Source organism: Flavobacterium collinsii, assembly GCF_946903285.1.
Taxonomy (GTDB): domain Bacteria; phylum Bacteroidota; class Bacteroidia; order Flavobacteriales; family Flavobacteriaceae; genus Flavobacterium; species Flavobacterium collinsii.
The window spans coordinates 4,982,282-5,003,272 of record NZ_OX336425.1 but is presented as its reverse complement, the minus strand read 5'-3'; the positions used below and the strand labels follow the sequence as shown (position 1 = coordinate 5,003,272).

11 protein-coding genes are annotated in these 20,991 nt (G+C 38.3%); all 11 read right to left on the bottom strand.

The genetic code is table 11. The features are described 5' to 3' along the window. Window positions 1-6: 6 nt before the first annotated feature. Window positions 7-3,015: a SusC/RagA family TonB-linked outer membrane protein gene (locus tag OGZ34_RS20055; protein WP_173965002.1), complete on the bottom strand. Its 3,009-nt coding sequence runs from the start codon at window positions 3,013-3,015 to the stop codon at window positions 7-9. A 397-nt stretch (window positions 3,016-3,412) separates the two neighbouring features. After that, window positions 3,413-5,350, bottom strand: a complete 1,938-nt coding sequence (locus tag OGZ34_RS20050; RefSeq protein WP_263361485.1) for a family 2A encapsulin nanocompartment cargo protein cysteine desulfurase — start codon at window positions 5,348-5,350, stop codon at window positions 3,413-3,415. Then, on the bottom strand, window positions 5,334-6,254 hold the full coding sequence (locus OGZ34_RS20045) for a family 2A encapsulin nanocompartment shell protein (RefSeq protein WP_202703368.1): 921 nt from the start codon (window positions 6,252-6,254) through the stop codon (window positions 5,334-5,336). The genes OGZ34_RS20050 and OGZ34_RS20045 overlap by 17 nt, the downstream gene beginning before the upstream one ends. Window positions 6,255-6,938: 684 nt before the next feature. Continuing rightward, entirely contained in the window at window positions 6,939-8,594 is a 1,656-nt protein-coding gene (locus OGZ34_RS20040) for an arylsulfatase (protein ID WP_263361484.1), read from the bottom strand. 191 nt (window positions 8,595-8,785) lie between these two features. After that, window positions 8,786-10,048, bottom strand: a complete 1,263-nt coding sequence (locus OGZ34_RS20035; protein ID WP_263361483.1) for a YeiH family protein — start codon at window positions 10,046-10,048, stop codon at window positions 8,786-8,788. A 148-nt stretch (window positions 10,049-10,196) separates the two neighbouring features. After that, window positions 10,197-11,813, bottom strand: coding sequence for a sulfatase-like hydrolase/transferase (locus tag OGZ34_RS20030; RefSeq protein WP_263361482.1), 1,617 nt, complete (start codon window positions 11,811-11,813; stop codon window positions 10,197-10,199). A gap of 57 nt (window positions 11,814-11,870) precedes the next feature. Continuing rightward, on the bottom strand, window positions 11,871-12,590 hold the full coding sequence (locus OGZ34_RS20025; protein ID WP_263361481.1) for a thioredoxin domain-containing protein: 720 nt from the start codon (window positions 12,588-12,590) through the stop codon (window positions 11,871-11,873). Between the two features lie 5 nt (window positions 12,591-12,595). Further along, window positions 12,596-13,666: a sterol desaturase family protein gene (locus tag OGZ34_RS20020; protein ID WP_263361480.1), complete on the bottom strand. Its 1,071-nt coding sequence runs from the start codon at window positions 13,664-13,666 to the stop codon at window positions 12,596-12,598. 195 nt (window positions 13,667-13,861) lie between these two features. Beyond that, window positions 13,862-15,781 carry an arylsulfatase gene (locus OGZ34_RS20015; protein ID WP_263361479.1) on the bottom strand — a complete coding sequence of 640 codons (1,920 nt, stop codon included), beginning with the start codon at window positions 15,779-15,781 and terminating at the stop codon, window positions 13,862-13,864. A 31-nt stretch (window positions 15,782-15,812) separates the two neighbouring features. After that, complete coding sequence (locus OGZ34_RS20010) at window positions 15,813-17,285, bottom strand: RagB/SusD family nutrient uptake outer membrane protein (RefSeq protein WP_263361478.1); 1,473 nt, start codon at window positions 17,283-17,285, stop codon at window positions 15,813-15,815. Window positions 17,286-17,300: 15 nt separating this feature from the next. Further along, a complete protein-coding gene (locus OGZ34_RS20005; protein ID WP_263361477.1) occupies window positions 17,301-20,432 on the bottom strand; it encodes a SusC/RagA family TonB-linked outer membrane protein in 3,132 nt (1,043 codons plus the stop codon). Window positions 20,433-20,991 lie beyond the last annotated feature (559 nt).

Here is a 20,991-nt window from a genome sequence, read left to right as displayed (position 1 = left end):
ATCGATTTAAAAATTGATATTTACTCCCATAGCGATAGTTCTGGCTGGTGGAGCCGAATAGAATTCCTCTCCAACATTAGGATTCGCTCTCGAGATGTCATCTCTTCGTGACTCAGGATCAGAACCTTTATAATTGGTAAAAGTCAATAAATTTACAGCTGTCATGTATACTCTTAAATTGCTCATTCCCATATCGCTTACTGTCTTTTTAGGTAATGAATATCCTAAAGTCAGGTTTCTTAAACGTATGAAATCTGATTTGCCAAGGTAACGGCTTGAATTTTGGGTACCGTTTGACCCTCCAAATCTTGCCTGAGGTACATTGGTAATGTCTCCCGGTTTTTGCCAACGGTCTAACTGATCGAGAGTCTGGTTGTCAAAATAATCGGCTGCTGTAGACTGATAAATTCCCGCAGTGTTATAAATGCTGGCTCCCCATTCTCCCTGGAAAGTAAATGAAAAATCAACTCCTTTGTACAGGATCGTATTGGTAAGCCCTGACATTAAGGTTGGAAATGGATTCCCAAGAATGGTTCTTTGTGCTTGACTATAGTCATTAGTGGTACTTTTGTCAATAGTTCCATCGGCATTTTTTGTGTTTTTTACAAAAAGAGCATCTCCGTTTGCCGGGTCAACTCCTGCGTATTCTACCAGATAGAAAGATGAAATGTTTTCGCCAACTCTATTAATGGTGTAACTGTTAATTACATCTGCATTGTTATTAGGAAGCGTTTTTACTTTAGATTCATTTGTAGTTAGGTTGAAACTTGTAGTCCAGGTAAAATTTTCGGTTGTGATATTTTTAGTATTTAACGTAAATTCGAAACCACTGCTTCTGATTTTACCAATATTTTTACTGATAGTTCCATCAGGGCCGGCACCTGCGCTTTTTGGAAGCGGAGCATCAAAGAGTAGTCCGTCTGTATCTTTTTGATAGTAGTCGGCTTCAAAAGTAATTTTATCTAAAAAGCCCAGTTCGGCACCAAAATCGATTTGAGTTGATTTTTCCCAGGTTAGGTTATTATTTCCAGGTTGAAAGAATGTTAATCCGGATTTTAAATTATAGGGATTTGGGCGGTACAATTGGCGAGAGGCGAAATTTCCAATTTCGGCATTTCCTAATTTACCCCAGCTTCCTTTTATTTTCAAATAGGTTAAAACCGGATTCTCTTTTAGGAAATTTTCCTGAGAGATTACCCAACCGGCAGAAAGTGCAGGGAAAACACCAAAGCGTTCGTTTTTTCCAAAACGGGAAGAACCGTCACGACGAATACTGGCTTTGAAAAGGTATTTGCCGTCAAAGGCGTAATTTAACCTTCCAAATTGAGATACAAAGGCATAGTCGGTTTCGTTTCCGGCTCCGGCATTAACTTCCGCTCCGCCGTCGATCGTCTGAAAACCGTCATTTGGGAAATAGATACTGGTTACGTCCTGATACCTGCGGTTGTATTTGTTAAGTTCCATACCCGCAACAACATTTAGAACGTGTTTTTCTGCAAATGTTTTGTCGTAAGTAAAGTAGTTACTAAAAACATAATTTTCAGTATTTACTGAGGTAGCAAATACCTCACCGTCTGTTGCCATAAACGGAGCATTTTTTCCTTGCCAGTAGTCTTCTGTCTGAGTTAAATAATCGTAAGAGAAATCAGAATTGAATTTCAGACCTTTTACTATTTTAAGTTCGCCAAAAACTTTTCCGGTAAGTCTACGCATGTTCGTTTTCCAGAAAGTATTGTCTTTAGCTAATAAATAGTTAGCATATTCTGTATTTGGGTTTGCCGTTCCGTCTGCCAGTCTTGCTTGTGATACAGGAGACTGCGCTACGGATTGTAAAGGGGACGTAAAAGAGTTATCATCCTGAACTCTGTTGATGATGGCTCTTGAAAAACCAAGGTTCATCCCAACTGTAAATCGATCGGATACTTTATGAGATATGTTTGATCTTCCTGTTATTCTCTCCAGACTGTTGCTGTCGATAATTCCGGTTGTATTATTGTAAGCTCCTGAAAAGAAGTATCTGGTTTTGTCGTCTCCGCCGGAAACCGAAAAATCAGCATCAGTTGTATATCCCGTTTGAAAGGCGATATCCTGCCAGTCCGTATCGACTTCACCGTTTCTCCAGTTAGTTCCCTGAGCCAGACGATCTAGTTCTTCTTCTACCGAGGCTAAATCGTCAACATTTTTTCCGGCTTCGCGCAATAGTTCTACGTATTGTTTTGAGTTTAACCATTTTCTTTTGTGAGTGGCTTCGCTAACACCCTGTGAGAAATTAAGGGTGAAAGTTCCTTTTCCGTCTTTCCCTTTTTTGGTAGTGATGATTACCACTCCATTAGCTCCACGTGCACCATAAATCGCTGCAGAAGAAGCATCTTTTAAGACGTCAATAGACTCAATTTCGTTAGGGCTCAAAGTTAATAATGGATTTGTTGGCGCTCCGTTGCTGGATTCGTTGTCTGTAATCAAGGGGATTCCATCTAAAACGTATAGTGGCTGTGTTCCGGCACTAATACTGGCAGCACCACGAACCCTAACATTAATACCACCTTCAACTTTACCATTTGTCTGAGTGATTTGTACACCGGCAAGTTTACCCACCAATGCATTTTGAACGTTTGAAACAGGTATTTGCTGGATATCTTTAGCCGTAACGCGGGCAATATTGTCCGTTAAATTCTTCTTAGTCTGTGTTCCGTAACCAACGACCAAAACGGCTTCGAGTTCATTTTGAGTTTCGACCAGTTGAACGGTCATTAAATTGGAGGCAGGAACATGTACAGTTGAGAAACTGACATAACTTACGGTTAGGATGTCTCCTTTTTTTGCTGTTATTTTAAAATTTCCGTCAAAATCAGTTTGAGTACTGATTTTTGTTCCTTTTACAAGAATGTTAACTCCCGGAAGCGGAATTTTTTTTGAGTCAGTAACTGTCCCTGTAATAGATCCTTCTTGTGCATTGACTGTTTGCATAAATAATGCAATCAATAGCCCTAAAAATAGCTTAAAGTTGATTTTCATTTTTCAATATGTTAGGATTAGTTCTTTCAAATATCTTAATTTTTTGTTAACGATTTGCTTTTGTTTAACAATAAAAATCACTTAAATAGTTATTTTTGTGTTATTTATAACATTTTAGCCCGAATCTAGGGCTTTCTCACAAAAAGAGTGAGTTTTATTATTTATAATGTAATCAATTTCTTTTTTATTTAAATTAAATAATGTGATTTAACAAAAAATAGGATTTGATTTCAAATATTATTGGTTTTGTGTGGTTATTTTTTAATAAGCTTTTTTTTATTAACATAAAAAAGCGATTGTCCGAAAACAATCGCTTTTGGTTATAATTACTCAAAATATCAAAAAAAGTAACTATTTTTTTAGAGATGCCTAAGAAGACATTGCCCTGTATTATTTTTTAAAATCTAACTTTTTTAAGTTCCCATAAGGTTTTGATAAAAGTATCGACATCCTGGGTGGTATTGTAAAAAGCAAGAGACGGACGAACAGTAGTTTCGACTCCCATTCTTCGCAAAATAGGCTGCGCACAATGATGTCCGGTTCGTACTGCAACACCTTCTTTATTTAAAGCTTGTCCCACTTGATCGTTTGTGTAGCCTTGTAAATTAAATGAAAGAACACTTGCTTTATTTGCTGCTGTACCTATCAATCGGACACCCGGAATTTCTTTTAGCAATTTTGTAGCATAGTTTAACAACTGATGTTCGTACTGACCTATCGCATCTATTCCTAGTTTTGTTACATAATCTATTGCAGCCCCAAGACCAATTGCGTCGGCAATATTTCCTGTTCCGGCTTCAAAACGATTAGGGGCTTTGTGGTATTTTATTTCCTCAAAAGTGACATCCTGAATCATGTTTCCACCAGATTGGTAAGGATGCATTTCATTCAGTAAATCTTCCTTTCCGTATAAAGCGCCAATTCCTGTAGGTCCAAAAAGTTTGTGTCCGGAGAAAACCAGCCAGTCCGGATTTAAATCCTGAACATCAACCTTCATATGTGAAACCGATTGTGCACCATCAATTAGAACTTTTGCTCCAACAGTATGAGCCATTTCAACAATCTTTTTGGCCGGTGTTACAGTTCCCAATGCATTTGATACCTGAGTAAAAGCAACCAGACGTGTTTTTGAATTCAGCAATTTTGCATATTCATCCAGTAAAATTTGTCCGTCATCGTCAACCGGAATTACACGAAGTTTTAATCCTTTTTTATCTGCCAGACGTTTCCACGGAACAATATTCGCATGATGTTCTAAATTACTGACAATGATTTCGTCACCGGCAACTAAGTTATAATCCCCCCAACTCTGTGCCACAAGATTAATACCTTCAGTAGCACCACGAACAAATACAATTTCGTTTACGGAGCCGGCATTCAGGAACGTTTTTACTTTTTCGCGGGCAGCTTCATAAGCATCCGATGCGCGTGCAGCCAATTCGTGAGCAGCACGATGGATATTCGAATTTTCATGTTCGTAGAAATAGGCAATACGATCAATAACCGATTGAGGTTTTTGTGTTGTGGCAGCATTATCAAACCAAACCAAAGGTTTTCCGTTTACGGTTTCTCTTAGAATAGGAAAATCTTTTTTGATGCGGTTAGCATCAAAATGGGAACCGGAAATACGACCAAAATCTTGTTTTTCAAAAGTATTACCAACGATTAAATTCGAATTTCTCTGATCAAAAGCAAACGGATTTTGCTCTAAAAAGTAGTACGAATTTGATATCTCATTTCCGTTTAACGGAAGATTGGTACGTTTTATAAATTGTGTATCCACAAAAGCCAATGCTGCTTTTAGTTCTGTTTCAAACGAAGAACCTTGGTTTTGAAAAGGCAGGTATTCATTATTTAAAAGCAATTTTGAAAAAATACTTTCTTCATTTAGCTGAGCGGCTCCGCTATTCCCAAAATTTTCGTCATAAAACCCGGTTTGAGGATTGTTGACATTTACATTATTTCCGTGTGAAATTCCTAAAGGATTAGTTTCACTTTGAGGATCAAATCCGGCTCCGGCATTTGGATATAAAGCCGAAGCTCCTGAGCCATAATTAGCAACAGTTGGCGCTGCTCCAAATCCGCTAAATGCTGGTAAAGAAGTAGGTGAAGCTGGCGCATCCTGCAAGGGCAGGGCTGCCGGGTTGTGGCCACTGAAGTTCCCCGAATTAAGGAAGGTTTCTGCAACTTTTGTGGCACGGGGATGTTCATTACGATCAGGACTTAACGAAATCTCTTTGGGAAATTCGTTAGGTAACGTACTGAACAATTCGTTAGCCAAAAGCTGCAAATCCTCAATGTTGGGTAAACCGTTGTTGTTAGTATTTATACTCATGGTACTTTCCAATTTCTACATCTTCAAGAACGGCAATGGCATCGTCTACCAATACAGCCAGTGAGCAATATAGCGATACCAGATAGGATGCAATTGCTTTTTCATTTATTCCCATAAAACGAACTGATAATCCCGGTGATTGTTCGCCTTGTAATCCTGGCTGAATTAATCCAATAACACCCTGACGGCTTTCGCCTGTACGCAATAAAATGATTTTTGATTTTCCGTCTTTGATAGGCAATTTGTCGGATGGAATAAGCGGAATTCCTCTCCACGTTAAAAATTGAGATCCAAACAAAGAGGTAGTAGGAGGAGGAACACCACGACGTGTACATTCACGGCCAAAAGCTGCAATTGCCAAGGGATGTAGTAAAAAGAATCCCGGTTCTTTCCACACTTTTGTTAATAGTTCGTCTAAATCATCCGGAGTCGGTGCACCGGTTCTGGTTTTAATAATTTGCGAAGGCGCAACATTGCTGAGCAAACCATAATCTTTATTGTTGATTAATTCGCTTTCCTGACGCTCTTTAATGGTTTCGATCGCCAATCTAAGTTGTTCAGAAATCTGATTGTATGGTTTACTGTACAAATCTGAAACTCTTGTATGTACTTCAACAATCGTTTGAACTGCAGCCAGATTATATTCTCTTGGATTATCGATATAATCGACAAAAGTATTGGGTAAAACCCTTTCGTCTCTTGCTGAACAATCTACTTCGATATGGCTTCCGTCTTTTACTTTATTCAAACGGAATACACCCGATTCTACTGGTGTCCAATGCAAAAGATGCGTTAACCAACGTGGTGTAATTGTTCCAATTTGAGGAACGGTACGTGTTGCAATTGCTAATTGTCTTGCTGCAACATCTCCTAATGCTGTTTGTTGTTGTTTTGTTTCAGCCATGGCTTAATGGTTTAATGGTTAATTTATTTTTTGCTGTAGTATTTTAAGAACTTTAATTCGTAAAAAAACAATTTTATCGTACTAGTAAATTTAGTTTAAAACTAAAAACCCCCGAAATAAAAACCGTTTAATTTACAGTATAATAATATCTAAATTGTTGAATTATAAGGTTTGTCAAGGCTGAACCTGCTTTTAAGCGAATGATATTTTTGCTTGATATAGTGATTCGGTTTCGTGCTCGTTACCAAAGAGAGGATCTGTTTGTACTTGGGGATGAATTTCGATTTTAGGAATGAAATCGATTCAAAACAAAATAATGGAAGAATTAATGGCAGAAGCACATATAACAAAAAGTGTTATAGGTATATTTTTTTGGAAGGATATAATTCGATGTACTTGCAGTTGTTCTCAAAATGTAGTTCTTTAAATTTTAATCTCTACTAATTCTATAGACAAAGTTAAATTTAAAATAATAAAATCCAAAAGTTTTTTAAAATTTATTCAGATGAGTGCAAGAAAACAGGTAAAGTATAGGATAGTTGTTGTTTTAAAATGTTGATTTACAGTTGTTTGTTTTTGGTTGTTTTCGAATATAAAAAAAGACAGAAAAAGAAGTAAGAGTTGTTTTTTTACTTATTTTTCTGTCTTTTTAAATGCTTTATAAAATGTAAAAAGAAGCTTCAATTACTTTTTTAAGGCAGCGCCACCAGGCATAACTTCCTGTTTTAGTTTGAATTTACTGTATTCTACAACTCCTGTCTGATCAGCCCAATCAAAGTAAGAAGCAGACAGTTTGTTGACAACAGCGGGGTTTTGTTGCGCTACATTGGTTGTTTCGCCACGGTCAGTTTCAATATTATAAAGTTCCCATTCGTATGACGGGTAAGTCGAAACCAGCTTCCATTTTCCATCGCGTACGGCTCTGTTTCCGGCTCTTTCCCAAAACAGTGGGGCTCCTCTGTCGACTTCCGAAGCATTATCGAATAATACCGGCAGCAGACTTTTTCCTGCTAACGGATTAGATTTTACACTATTGTATTCTTTTGGATATTCAATTCCGGCCAATTCATAAAAAGTAGGAGCGAGGTCAATAATATGTCCAGTTCCTTTATCTATTCGTCCGCTTTTTATTTTCGAAGGAAACCAGGCAATAAACGGAGAACTGAAACCGCCTTCATGCATATTGTTTTTGTATTGCTGCAAAGGCGTATTAGACAAATAGGCCCAGTTTTGCTCCTGATAATCAAAGGAACCCGAGGTTCCAATTGGACCGTCGTTTCGGACTAAGCCTCTTCCTAAAGGATTGTAAGTGTTAAAGCCACCCTGTGCACCATTGTCTGAAATAAAAATAATGAGGGTGTTTTTATCTTTTTTTAATGCTTTTAGTTTGTTTAGAACTTTACCCACATTTTGATCCATGTTGTCAACCATTGCGGCGTAGACCTCCATTTTGGCTTTCCAGAATTGTTTTTCATCATAAGTCAGTTTGCTCCATTCGGGAACTTCAGGATCTCTTGACGATACGGTTTGATTGGCGGGTAAAATACCGTTTGCTTTTAATCTTTCAATTCTTTTTTCTCTAAGAACATCCCAGCCTTCGTCAAACTTTCCTTTGTATTTGGCAATGTCTACTGGTTTTGCCTGCAATGGCCAGTGTGGTGCCGTGAAGGCTAAGTACAGGAAGAAAGGTTTATTTTCTTTGTTTTGTTCATCCAGAAAAGACACGGCATTGTTTCCGATCTCGTCTGTAAAATAATACGAATCGTCTTTTGGGTGAAGCTCTTCATTATTTAGAAGCAATTTTACCGGATAAGGTGTTTTTCCGAAAGGCAAAGGTTTGGCGTCAAAATAATTGGAAGCCCCTTTTAAGATTCCGTAAAACTTATCAAAGCCTCTCTGATTGGGCCATTGCGACTGATCTAGAGAGCCTACATGCCATTTTCCCGAAAGCATAGTGCTGTAACCTCCGGAACGGAAAACCTCGCCCAATGTTAAAGACTCTTTGTTCAAATAACCCTGATAGGCGGGAAGTCCCAGATTAATATCAAAAAATCCCATTCCGGCCTTATGCTGATATTGCCCTGTTAGCAACGAGGCTCTGGTAGGTGCGCAGATGGAGTTGTTGTAAAATTCGCGCAGACGCAAACCTTCGCTAGCCAGTTTGTCGAGATTTGGTGTTTTAATTTCGGAGCCGTAATTTCCTAAATCAGAATATCCCATATCATCCACCATAATCAAAATGATATTTGGTTTTGAAGAATCGGCCGTAGTTTTATTTTGTGCGGAAACTAAAAGCACGGTCGAAAGCAGTACGTTTAGTGTAAGAAGTGTTTTTTTCATTTTAATTCATGTTGTGAGTTGCTGAGGTTGGTTTTATCTTTTGTTGAATTGGTTTAAGACATATAAACAGAGCTTTAAAAAAGTAGAGTAAATTATGGTTTTTTAGAACAACTCTGCGATTTATTTTTAATGAAAGGTGTTTTAGGTACAATAAGTTACGTTTTAAAGTGTTCGAAAAATGATTCAGATTGTTATTCTTTAAAAAGTAAAAAAGCAATGATCAGCGTGACAATGATATTGAATAATTGTGCTATTAAAAAGGCATATAGAGGTTTTCGGCTGGTATTGCCCAGTAAATCTTTAAATTTGGTTTCCAGTCCGATACTGGTAAAAGCCAGGGCAAACCAAATGCCTTGCAGGTTTTTTAAGCTGTCTTTTACTTCGTCTCTGACCTCGGCAGTTAAAAGAAATGAAAATAGGAGTGAAGCGGCAATAAAACCGATAACGAATTTTGGAAAACGCTCCCATATAACAGCTAAGGTTGGTTTTGTGGTAACAGCTTCTTCCGATTTGTTCTGAGTGTAAGTCCAGTAAACGGATATGGCAAAAGCAGCTAATCCTAAGAGTACATTTTGAGAGAATTTGACAATTGTACTAATTTTTAAAGCGGTTTCGCCTACCAAGGAGCCTGAAGCGACAACGGCTCCCGAAGTATCAATACTGCCGCCAAGCCAGGCTCCGGTTACTTCTTCAGGAAAGTTGAAATGTTTAGCAATTATAGGCATGAAAATCATCATGGGTATTGCAGTGACCAAAACAATAGAAATCACGTAAGATAGTTTTTTTGAATCACCTTTGATGGCACCCGAAGTCGCAATTGCCGCGGAAACTCCGCAAATCGAAACCGCGCTGGAAATCATCAGGGTTAATTCATCATCAACTTTTAATTTTTTGCACAGCCAGAAGGCAAAGTACCAAACCGACAGTACAACCACTAAAGCCTGAATAAGCCCTAATGAACCGGCTTTTAGAATGTCTGAGAAAATAACAGTGGTTCCTAGTAATACCAAGCCAATTTTGACAAATACCTCTGTTGAAAGAGAGGAACGAAACCACCTTGGAAGGATGAAAAAATTACCCAGACAGAGACCTATGATTAAACTAAAAATCACCGCTTCCAGGTTTAGTCCTTTTAGGATTGTGTTTCCGGAGATAATTAAAGCTAAAATTGTTAAAGAATATACTATTGGAAAACCCAGTAGAAAGTTTTTGACCGATTTTCCAATTAAAAAAGCACCAAGTGTTCCAATCGCAATCAGGTATAAAAATTGTAAGCCAATGATTTTTAGGTTTCCGGAATTAAACACGTTTACTAATAAATCGGTTTCGGTTGACCATTTGAAAACAGGAATCTCAGGCAGAAAAATAAAAAGAGAAATTCCGATGATTATAAATCCAAGGACTACGACAGTCCAGTCTTCGTGTAGGGTAAATTGTTTGTTTTGGGTTGACATTTTATTGTTTGTTCTAAATTTAACCGGACAGGTTTTTAAAAACTTGTCTGGTTCGAAATTGGTTCATTTGTGGTGACGCGTGTTTGTTTGATTAATGCAAGCTGAATTAACCCTACAGGTTTTTAAAACCTGTAGGGGTTACTATTGACTACAGATCTACAAAATATTTTTGTTTGCCAAAATCAAATTCATAATGTGTTAAATTGGGCCATAAAGGTTTTACCAGCCCTTTTTCCCAGTTTTGTAAAGCGATGTGCAGTTCTTTTACCTTAGCCGGATTTTTTTTGGCAAGGTCCGTTGTTTCTGATTTATCACCTGCAAGATTATATAGCCATTCTTTATGAGTTTTTCCGCTGATGATTAATTTCCAGTCACCATTTCTGATTGCTTTGGCATCACCTGAACGCCAGTATAAGGTTTTATGTGCTTCTTTGTTCCCCGTTACGCTACTCACAAGATCGACACCATCATAAGGCCTGTCTTTTGGTAAATTAGAGTGAATAGCAGCTGCAATTGTACTAAAAATATCCAACGTGCTCACCGGAGTTTTGTAAATGGTATGTGGTTTAATTTTTCCTTTCCAGGACAATGCAAACGGAACATTTACGCCTCCTTCAAAATGGGAGAACTTACCTGCTTTTAACGGTGCATTTGTAGTGGCAAAAGTATAATCGGCACCACCATTGTCACTGGCAAAAATGATTAGGGTGTTGTCTTCTAAACCTTCTTTTTTTACTTTGGCTCTGATTCTTCCAATAGCATCATCCAAAGCACTGATCATGGCAAAATATACACGTTTGTTTTCGTCTTTTACATTCGGAAAACGATCATAGTATTTTTTACGTACCTGAAAAGGGGTGTGAGGAGCATTAAACGGAACATACAATAAAAAGGGATTGTTCTTGTTCTTATCTATAAAAGCTTCAGCTTCTTCAGCAAATTTTTCGGTTAAATAGGCTTTTTCTTTCAGGATGGTAGTATCTCGACGAATTTGTCCAATTCCGACACGACCATTTCCCCAAATCATTTTATCGGTAAAATCTTTGTGATGATGATTGATGATATCCGGATTATCATCTTCGGGAACATATAAGGAGAACGCCTGATAAAATCCGTAATGATAATCAAAACCTCTGTCTAATGGAAAGAAACCTTTGTTGTGTCCAAGGTGCCATTTTCCAATAATAGCGGTGTTGTAACCTTGTTTTTTGGCCAGATCAGCAAAGGTAATTTCAGATTTCGGTAAACCCTGCGTTGCAATCGAAGCTTCGTTTGGATAGTTAATTTTAGGATTCAGCTTCCAGCCATTGGTGTTAATCAGGTATTTAAAAGCATAGTATTCCAAATTGTTTCTTGGATAACGATCACCGGGTTGAAATTCATGACCAAATCGTTCCTGATAACGGCCTGTTAAAATTCCTGCACGGGAAGGGGAACAAATCGAAGCCGAAACGTATCCATCTGTAAAAGTTACACCCGAAGCGGCAAGAGAATCGATCTGTGGAGTTGGCGTTGATTTTCCTCCGTATAGGGAAATATCATATTTCCCTAAATCATCTGCAAGAAGAATGATGATGTTAGGTTTTTTAAAAGAACGGTCTGCAGGAACTTTTTCAGATAGAAATTCTTTTTTTCCTTCGAGTAATTTTTTGTCTGGCTGTATTAACGTGTTATCTGTATTGATGGGCCAGAATAAAAACAAAGCCAAAGTAAAAAGTACAATTACAATAAGAAATAGAACCTTTTTTGTTTTGGATAAAGCCATAATTTTATTTTTTAAGTGCTTTTTGAAGTCTGTCCGTTTTCGAATAATAGCAGCTTCCTATTTCGAAGCCAAAGCCACGTCGACATCATTTTTTAGATCTCCCAGACCTTCTTTTTTGAAAACGATTTTTCCTTTTTTGTATAATATCAAAGTTGGGAACACTTTTACGGTTTTCAAATCGGCTATTACTTGCGGGCTGTCTTCCAGATCAATTTCAATGATTTTTAGATTTGAGCCGTATTGCGCTCTGATGGTTTCTAAAACAGGTTTTACTTTTTTGCAGGCGCCACAGTATACAGAACCAATATCAACCAGAACGTCATTATTTTCAGTTATGATTTTATTGTATTCGACTAAGGTTAATTTACTTTTTGAATTGGAGTAAAAAGGTTTTCCGTTTCCAATCCAATTGGCAATTCCGCCCTCTAAACTGTAGGCTTCTTTAAAACCGTTTTTCAGCAATTCGTCTGCAAGCCAGACACTTCTTCCTGCTCCAATAGAATAGGTGAAGACTGGCCTTGTTTTATCTAATGAGGCGATACGTTTGGCGTAATCTTTTGATTCCAAATTAAAATTTTGAGCACCATTGATGTGGTTCAGCGCAAATTCTTCGGGACCACGGGCGTCAATGATCTGGGGCTTTTTCTCACTTTGAATTTTAGCATAAAAAACATCTAAAGAAACGGTGTTGGATGCTTTTTGCTGTGCAAAGCTAATTCCGGAGAAAAACAGTATCACGATCGCAATACTGTTTTGGATTAATTTATTTTTTTTCATGATCTTTAAGATTGAACCTGCTCATAATAAGCCGGATTTGGAATTGTATTTTCTACTTTCTGACGAACCGGAACAGCTAGTACTCCTTCGGCTAAAGCGCTTCCTTCTTTTTTGGATTTGAAAATTGGCCAAAGAAATTGTGCGTACCATTCTTCTTGCTTGTACGACTTCATTCCGTATGATTTTGGGAATTTTCTAGTGATCAAACCTGTTCCGAAAATGATATCCCAGATGAAAAACATATTTCCAAAGTTTCCTTTAAAATGTCCAACACCGTCTCCGCTGGTGTCAGCATGATGCGCGTGATGGGTTGCCGGAGTCGAAATTAAACGTTCTAAAACCCATGCAATTGGATGTAAAACTTTGTATTTGTAAAATGGTTTGTCCCAGGCAATACTCGAGTGAGCTCCGAGAGTAATCAGGCTTTTGATGACCAATACAAACAAAGCCGGTAATCCTAAACCTAAATAGGTTAAAGTAGCGGTTAGGTAAATCTGAGAGAAGAAGATCGTGTAAATAAAGTTTTGTCTGGATGCCATTGCCATACCCATGTAAGGTGCGGAATGGTGCGTTCGATGAAAACGCCATAAAAAAGGAACCTGATGGTGCAGACGATGGTACCAGTATTGCGTTAAATCATCGGCTATTGCGATAAGGAAAAAACCTCCCCAAAACGGAACCCACGAAAGCGTGTTGGCAAGATTAGGGATTAAATACGGTAATGCAGTCAGACTAAAAAAGGCAATTACCGGCGGCAAAAGCAATTTGGGAGCCAGAAAACAAACGATATCGACTTTACGTTCTTCGCCTGTCCATTGGTCATCGTACAAACCTGCAGTAAATTCGATAGCTCCGAGGATCAACATAAAAGCAGTTAAACCCCAGGTTCTGATATTTTCGAAAGCCGGTTTTGCAAATTCTAAAAATGACGGTAACGTAAGATGAGATTGGGTGACCAAACCATTCGTTAGTTTAAAATAAAGAAAAATTGCCACGACAGGCAGTGAATAAATAAGGAGACTAATGCTTAAGTCTCTGGTAAGTTTACTTTTTGAATTATAAGCTGTTGTTGCCATGATTTCTTATTTTAAAAAGTTATTAATTAATGTTAAACCGCCCGCCAGAATAATTAGCGGAACTAAAAAAATAATCGCTCCCACGATGATTTTTTTTCCTATAATTTCAAAATCTACTTTTTTCATAATGATTTAAATTAAAAGCGATTCAGGTTTCAATATGTTGCCAAAAGACCCGAATCGCTATTGGATTTATTATTTAGAATTTCCGGGTCTGGTGGCTTGCTGAATCAGATCCTGTAGTGTTTTGCCTTTGTCGGCTGTAGTGTTGTGTATTCTTCTGTTGTATACATCCTGCCAGTCAATCAACGGATAAACATTGTTTTCTTTGGCTTGTTCTTCAAACAATTTTTTTAGTTCGGCCAATTTTTCCGGGTATTTTTTAGCAAGGTCATTGCGCTCGTTGAAATCTTCGTTGAGGTTATACAACTCCCATACATCAGCATCGAAATTGCTTTCGGCAGGTTTTTCATTTTTACCCAACGATTTTTTTACAGCAAAAGAATCCGGCAGGTGTGCCGCTCCTGCTTTCCAGCCATCTTTGTAAATAGCTCTGTTTCCAAAAATATAGTAGTATTGAATATTGTTTAAAGATGGCGTCTTGGCATCATTCAGTGAAGCGTAGAAGGTTGACCCCTGCAGAGCATCCTGTTTTACTTCTCGGATATATTCCGGAGCTTTAATTCCTGCAATGTCCAAAGTGGTTGGAAGCAAATCGGTTACGTGACTGTACTGGTTTCTGACTCCGCCTTTTTCTTTAATTCCCTTTGGGTAAAAAACAATCAACGGATTACGCGTTCCCCCTTCTGATTGTGCATCTTGTTTCCAGTTTTTAAAAGGAACATTTGTTGCCTGTGCCCATCCTAGTGGATAGTTGGTATTCAGTCCTTTGGCAGTTCCAATCTCTCCAATATTGTTTAGATTTTTCTGAAGATTTTCTTCATCAGATCCGCCCTGAGCAAACAAACTCTGATTGATTGTACCTTGTGTAGTACCTTCTTTACTGGCGCCATTGTCACCAATTGCAACAAAAATCAGAGTATTTTCCAGCTGATTGGTTTGTTTTAGATGCTCGACAATTCGTCCAATTTCGTGATCGGTATAGGTCAGATATCCGGCATAAACTTCCATGAATCTGGCGTAGACTTTCTTTTGATCCGGTGTTAGTTTTTTCCAGTCGGTAATCAGCGGATTACGTTCCGGTAAGATGGCATTAGCAGGAACTACACCCAGTTTTTTCTGGTTGGCCAGTACTTTTTCGCGATAAGCATCCCAGCCTTCATCAAATTTTCCTTTGTACGCATCGCTCCAGGATTCTGCCACCTGGTGTGGTGCATGAACCGCTCCGGGAGCATAGTATAAAAAGAAAGGTTTGTCGGGTGCAGCTTTATGCTGTTTGGTGATGTAGCTGATGGCTTTATCCGTAATCTGATCGGTTAAGTGTCTTCCGTCAGGTGTAACATGTGCGTTGTCTTCCACCAGATCAGGTTTATATTGATCGGTTTGTGATCCTAAGAAACCGAAAAAGTGTTCGAAACCTTTTCCGGTAGGCCATCTGTCGAAAGGCCCTGCATCGGTTGCTTCTTCATCAGGAGTCAAACCGTATTTTCCCACGGCAAAAGTATTGTATCCTTTGTCTCTTAAAATTTCGGCAATTGTCCCTTTATCAGATGGAATTCTTCCATCCCAACCCGGGAAACCTGCTGATAAAACGGTATGTGAAAATCCGCTTACGTGTACTTTTCCTGAATTTCTTCCGGTTAAAAGAGCGGCACGGGTAGGGGCACAAATAGCAGTGGTGTGAAAGTTGGTGTATCGTAAACCATTATTAGCCAGATTATCAAAAGTTGGCGTTTGAATTAAACCTCCAAAAGCGCTTGAGGCTCCAAAACCAACATCATCCAGTAAAATCCAGACAATATTTGGTGCGCCTGCAGGGGCTTTCACAGGATCTGGCCAATATTCTTTAGAATCGGCCAGCGTTTTTCCGACAACACCTTTAAAATCAGCATTCGGATTGTTTTGCGCAAAACTCAATTGTGCTACAAGCAGTGCAGTAAGTAAGAGTCCTTTTTTTGGGCTCGTACTTTTACTAGGGTATTTGAAATTTTTCATAATTTATTCGTTTTTTTAGTGGTGGTTTTAATTAATATCCGGGGTTTTGAGGTAATCCAACAGGATCAATATTCCTTTCACTTTGTGGAATCGGGTATAAATTATTTCGTTCAGAAACGGAATTTTTCGCCAGTACTTTTTTGACTTCGGTAACCAAAGTTCCCCAACGAACCAAATCAAACCAGCGTTGTCCTTCCTGAACAAATTCTTTTTTACGTTCTTCTTGCAGGGCTGCTCTAAACGTTGTTTGTGTTAATCCTGCTAAGTCTACTGTTGCATCAGGTGTGTTAATCGGTTTTCCAAAAGCCCTTCTTCTTACCTGATTGATTAGCTCATAGGCTTCAGGTGTAGGTGGTCCCTGTTCGTTTATCGCTTCCGCTAAAGACAGTAAAATATCGGCATAACGAATTATCGGAAAATTGATTGAGACGTTAGACGGAGTGGCCAGATTGGTTAAATCCAGATACTTTTTGAAGATCGGTTTCGGAAAAGTATATACGTTTGCGGTACCGGGAATTGGTAATTGTTTGGCATAACTTACATCCCTTCTGGTATCGCCGGCAGCATAAATATCATAAAACAAAGCAACATCCGAAATAATATCGGCAGGTTCTGTAGCAGTGAATCCGGTAAAAGAAGTGGCCTGAAAAGTACTTCCGCTAGATCCGTTTCCGGCCTGATTGGGTTCAAACTGAACAGAGAATATATGTTCTTTCCCGTTCTTTTTGGTTTTCGTGAAAATATCCTGAAAATTTTCAAAAAGAGCATATCCGTATCCGCCGTTGATTACTTCTCTGGCTTTTAAAATAGCATTCGGATAGTCTTTTCTGGTAAGATAAACCTTTGTTAGAATGGCTTTTGCCGCTCCCGATGTAGCACGTCCGGTATCTGTTGCAGGATAAGTGGATGGTAAAGCTTCAGCATCTTTTAAATCTGAAATAATTTGGGTATAAACTTCTGCTACAGTGGCTCTTTTCGACTTTAAACTTTCCAATTGAATAGAAGTAGGCTCGTGCAATACAATAGGAACTCCGCCCCAAAGACGTACTGCCTGAAAATACAATAAGCCTCGGATGTATTTAGCCTCGAGAATCAATCTGTTTTTAACAGCGTCTGAACCGGCTACTTTTGGTATATTATCGATAGCAACATTGGCTCTGTTTATTCCGGCATAGATTTGACGCCACGCCACCTGAACACGATCGGAAGTTGCATCATGAGTCAGGCTGCTTAAAGCTCTAACTTGTGGATTGGTTGCCGAAACTCCCGCTGCAGCATAATCAGATGCCATGTCGGTCAGGAAATATAAGTTTCTCCCAAACAAACTCTGCTCTCCCGGATCAAGACTTAGTGAAGCATAGACAGCTGTTACACTTGCTACAGCATCGTCTTGTGTTTTAAAGTAGTTGTCTTCGGTTACAAATGAGGTAGGTGTGACCTCTAAATCGGTGCACGATACCAATAGTCCGGCACTCAATAGGAATGTTATAAAAATCTTTTTCATTTTATATTTTTTTACTTAAAAAGTTACGTTGAGGCCCGAGATGAATGTTTTTGAATTGGGATAAGCACCAAAATCAATTCCCGGATATAAGTTGTTTTGTTCGTAGGAACTTACCTCAGGATCATATCCTGTGTATTTGGTCCATGTAATTAGGTTTTCGGCAGAGACATAAAATTTGATGCTTTTAGCTCCCAGTCTTTTCGAAAGGCTTTTTGGTAAAGTATAACCTAAAGTGATTAATTTTAATCTCAGGAAAGAAGCATCCTCAACATAACGTTCGGAAACAATTCCCAATGGAGAACTGGTTGCTCTCGGAACTTCATTGCTTGGATTTGTAGGTGTCCAACGATCTTCCAGTGTAACGTTGGCATTCGTACCCAGTGTAGAAATTTCCAATTGCTGATTTAAAGCATTGAATATTTTACCGCCATAAGATCCCTGGAATGAAAAATTAAGATCAAAGTCGCGATAGGAAATTGTGTTGCTAAAGCTTCCCACAAATTTTGGTTGTGAACTTCCAAGATTTCCTTTGTCCAAAGCTGTAATTACACCATCTCCGTTAGTATCTACATATCTTCGGTCTCCAACTTTTGTATTGGCTAAACTGTTGATTTTAGGCTGAGTATTGACTTCTTCCTGCGTCTGGAAAATACCATTGGTTTTGTATCCCCAAAAAGTTCCCAAAGGCAGTCCTACTTTTACGGTTACCGGTTGTTGTTGCAATAAAGAACCGTTTGGGACTACAGGAAAAAATTGATCCACGCCATTTCCAATAGAAACGACTTTGTTTTTATTGGCAGAGAAAACAATGTTAGAATTCCATGAAAAGTTTTCTGTTTTTAGGTTTTCGGTAATCAGACCAATTTCAAACCCTTTATTTTCAACCCCTCCAATGTTTTGTAGTACAGTTGCATATCCTGAGGTCAACGGAATTGGTACATTGATCAACAAATCGTTCGTTTTTTTGTAGTATACATCAAAAACAAAATTGATTTTACGGTCTAACAAGGATAAATCCAATCCAATATTGTATTGATTTGTTTTTTCCCACTTCAGGTCCGGATTGGCTAGTCGGGTAGGAGCTAAACCAGTTTGCAGAGTTCCTCCGAAGGAATAGTTTACAGAAGCCATTTGTGCAAGAGAAAGATAATTTCCAATTTCCTGGTTACCGGTTGTTCCGGCAGTTATTCTTAGTTTAGCTTCGGTTACGCCTTTGATATTACTTGCAAAAGATTCATCGGTAATATTCCACGAAAATCCTGCTGACGGGAAATACCCCCAAAGCGACTTCGAACCAAATCTTGAAGATCCGTCTGCACGGGCAGAAAGCGTAAAATTGTATTTTCCTTTATAGGAATAATTAACTCTGGTTAGCCATGATTTTAAAACACTTTCGAAAGCATCGGTATAAGGTTTTAAAGGCACACCATCCTGTAAAGCATTGTAAGTATTGGCGTCATTGACAAAAAATTGAGCTCCCGCATTCACAACTTCACCTTGTGTATATTGAAGAGTATATCCGCCCAAGGCTGAAAATTTGTGGTTTTCACCAAAATTAGTGTTGTAGTTCAAGGTGTTTTCATTCAGTACAGAGCTTACTAAGCGGTCTCCAACCGAGCCAAAACCTTTAGTTCCTGCACCTGTAGTGGTAGTTGCCGGTGCATAGTAATTTTGCTTGGTATTGATCACATCGCCACTAACAGCCACTTTTGCGGTTAGTTTTTTGGTGATTTTATATTCGCCAAATAAACTGGTCAGGATTCGGTTGATTTTAGTTTCGTTGGTCGTACTAACAAGGTCATTTATTGGGTTAGCAATGACTCCGTTAACAGCTGTTGCATAAGGATTATTGGTCAGGTTATAGCTTCCGTCGGCATTTTTAATCGGAACTACCGGTGGCTGATACAAAGCGACAACTAGCGGATTAGGTTGTCTTCCGGCAGACGAACCACCATTGGTACCAATACCATTTGCAACCGAATTGCTGTAGTTGGCATTTACTCCAAATTTAAAATTGGGAGAATAGTTTCTTTCATAATTAACACGTAACGAAATACGTTTAAAATCAGAGGCAATTACAATTCCATCCTGTTGAAAATACCCTACCGAAATTGCATATCTTGAGCGATCATCACCTCCTGAAAACGACAATTGATGATTCTGAATAGGAGCTGCCGTTCTAAAAGCAGCCGATTGCCAGTCGTATCCTCCCGAAGTTTTTAAAGCTTCGATCTGAGCAGCAGTAAAAGAAGGAGCCTGGCCAATACTGGCCTGAACATCATTACGCAGGCTTGCCCATTGGCTTGCGTTCAGTAAATTTAGTTTTTTCGATACATTCTGAAACCCAACATAACCCTGATACGAAATATTGTCCTGACCCTTTGTCCCTTTTTTAGTGGTGATGATGACCACACCATTTGCCCCACGGGAGCCGTAAATTGCCGTTGCAGAGGCATCTTTTAGTACTTCAATAGATTCGATATCACCCGGGTTAATTGTTGAAAGGACATTGATAGTCGCTCCCGCATTCGAAACACCTGCTGTGCTGTTGTTATTGTCGTTGTAAATTAAAATTCCGTCAACTACATAAAGCGGTTCATTACCAGCCGTAATAGAGTTTCCTCCCCTGATTCGTACACTTGAAGAGGCTCCGGGACGTCCCGAACTTTGTGTGACTACCACCCCCGGTATAGCACCGCGCAGTAAGTTATCTGCCGATGAGGTTACCTGACTTAAATTGGCTTTAGGTACAGAGGACACCGCCCCTGTAATGTCTTTTCTCTTTTGAGAGCCATAACCAACAACCACTAATTCGTCCAGTTCCTGACGTTCTTCTTTTAGATGAATGGTAATTGGATTTTTTTCGACTATAATCTCTGATTTTTTATATCCAATATAAGTTACGATTAAAGTATAAGGGAATTTCTGTCCGGTTTGAAAGTAAAATTTTCCTTCGGCATCTGTCTGAACACCGTGAGTAGTTCCTTTAATAATAACAGAAGCACCAATAATAGGTTGGTTGGTAATGTCGTCTAAAACTGTTCCATCCAGTTTTGATTGTATCAGAGGTGTTGTATTTTGGGCATTAATTCCTGCCGATAGGAGCAGGAGAAACAGGAATGAGTATATTTTTAATTTTTTTTTCATTTCTTTGTACTGGTTTAAGTAATTAACAAGAAGCCTTGAAAGTTGAATTTTCAACTCTCTAATGGAATTCTTGATTTAGTGATAAATGTTCTTTAAGCCTTGCCATTTCTGTTGCCGCAGAAATGGCTTTTTTTATTTACAGCAACAGCCTTGCATATTTTTCATTTTGTTTTTTTTAGTTGTTAATTATTTTCTTTTTAAAGTATAGGTATAGTTTCAGTACTCCTTTTGATACAAATGAATGCATCAAACCGACTTGGAAATTTCAATAAAAATTTTGTGGTGTATTTAAAAATTCGCTTTAAAATGATTCGGTACAAAAAGGAATCGAATGCAAACGAAAAAATTGCTGAGGTTTAGCAACAGAAGCACATATAACAAAAAGTGTTATAAGTATATTTTTTAGGAAGAATGTAATACGATATGCTTTCGGTTGTTTTCAAAATATAGTTTTTTTGGTTTCAAATATTATTTTAAACTCTACTAATTCTATAGACAAAGTTAATTTTAATATAATAAAAACCAAAAATTTGGTTATTTTTTTTTGAAAAAGATAGAA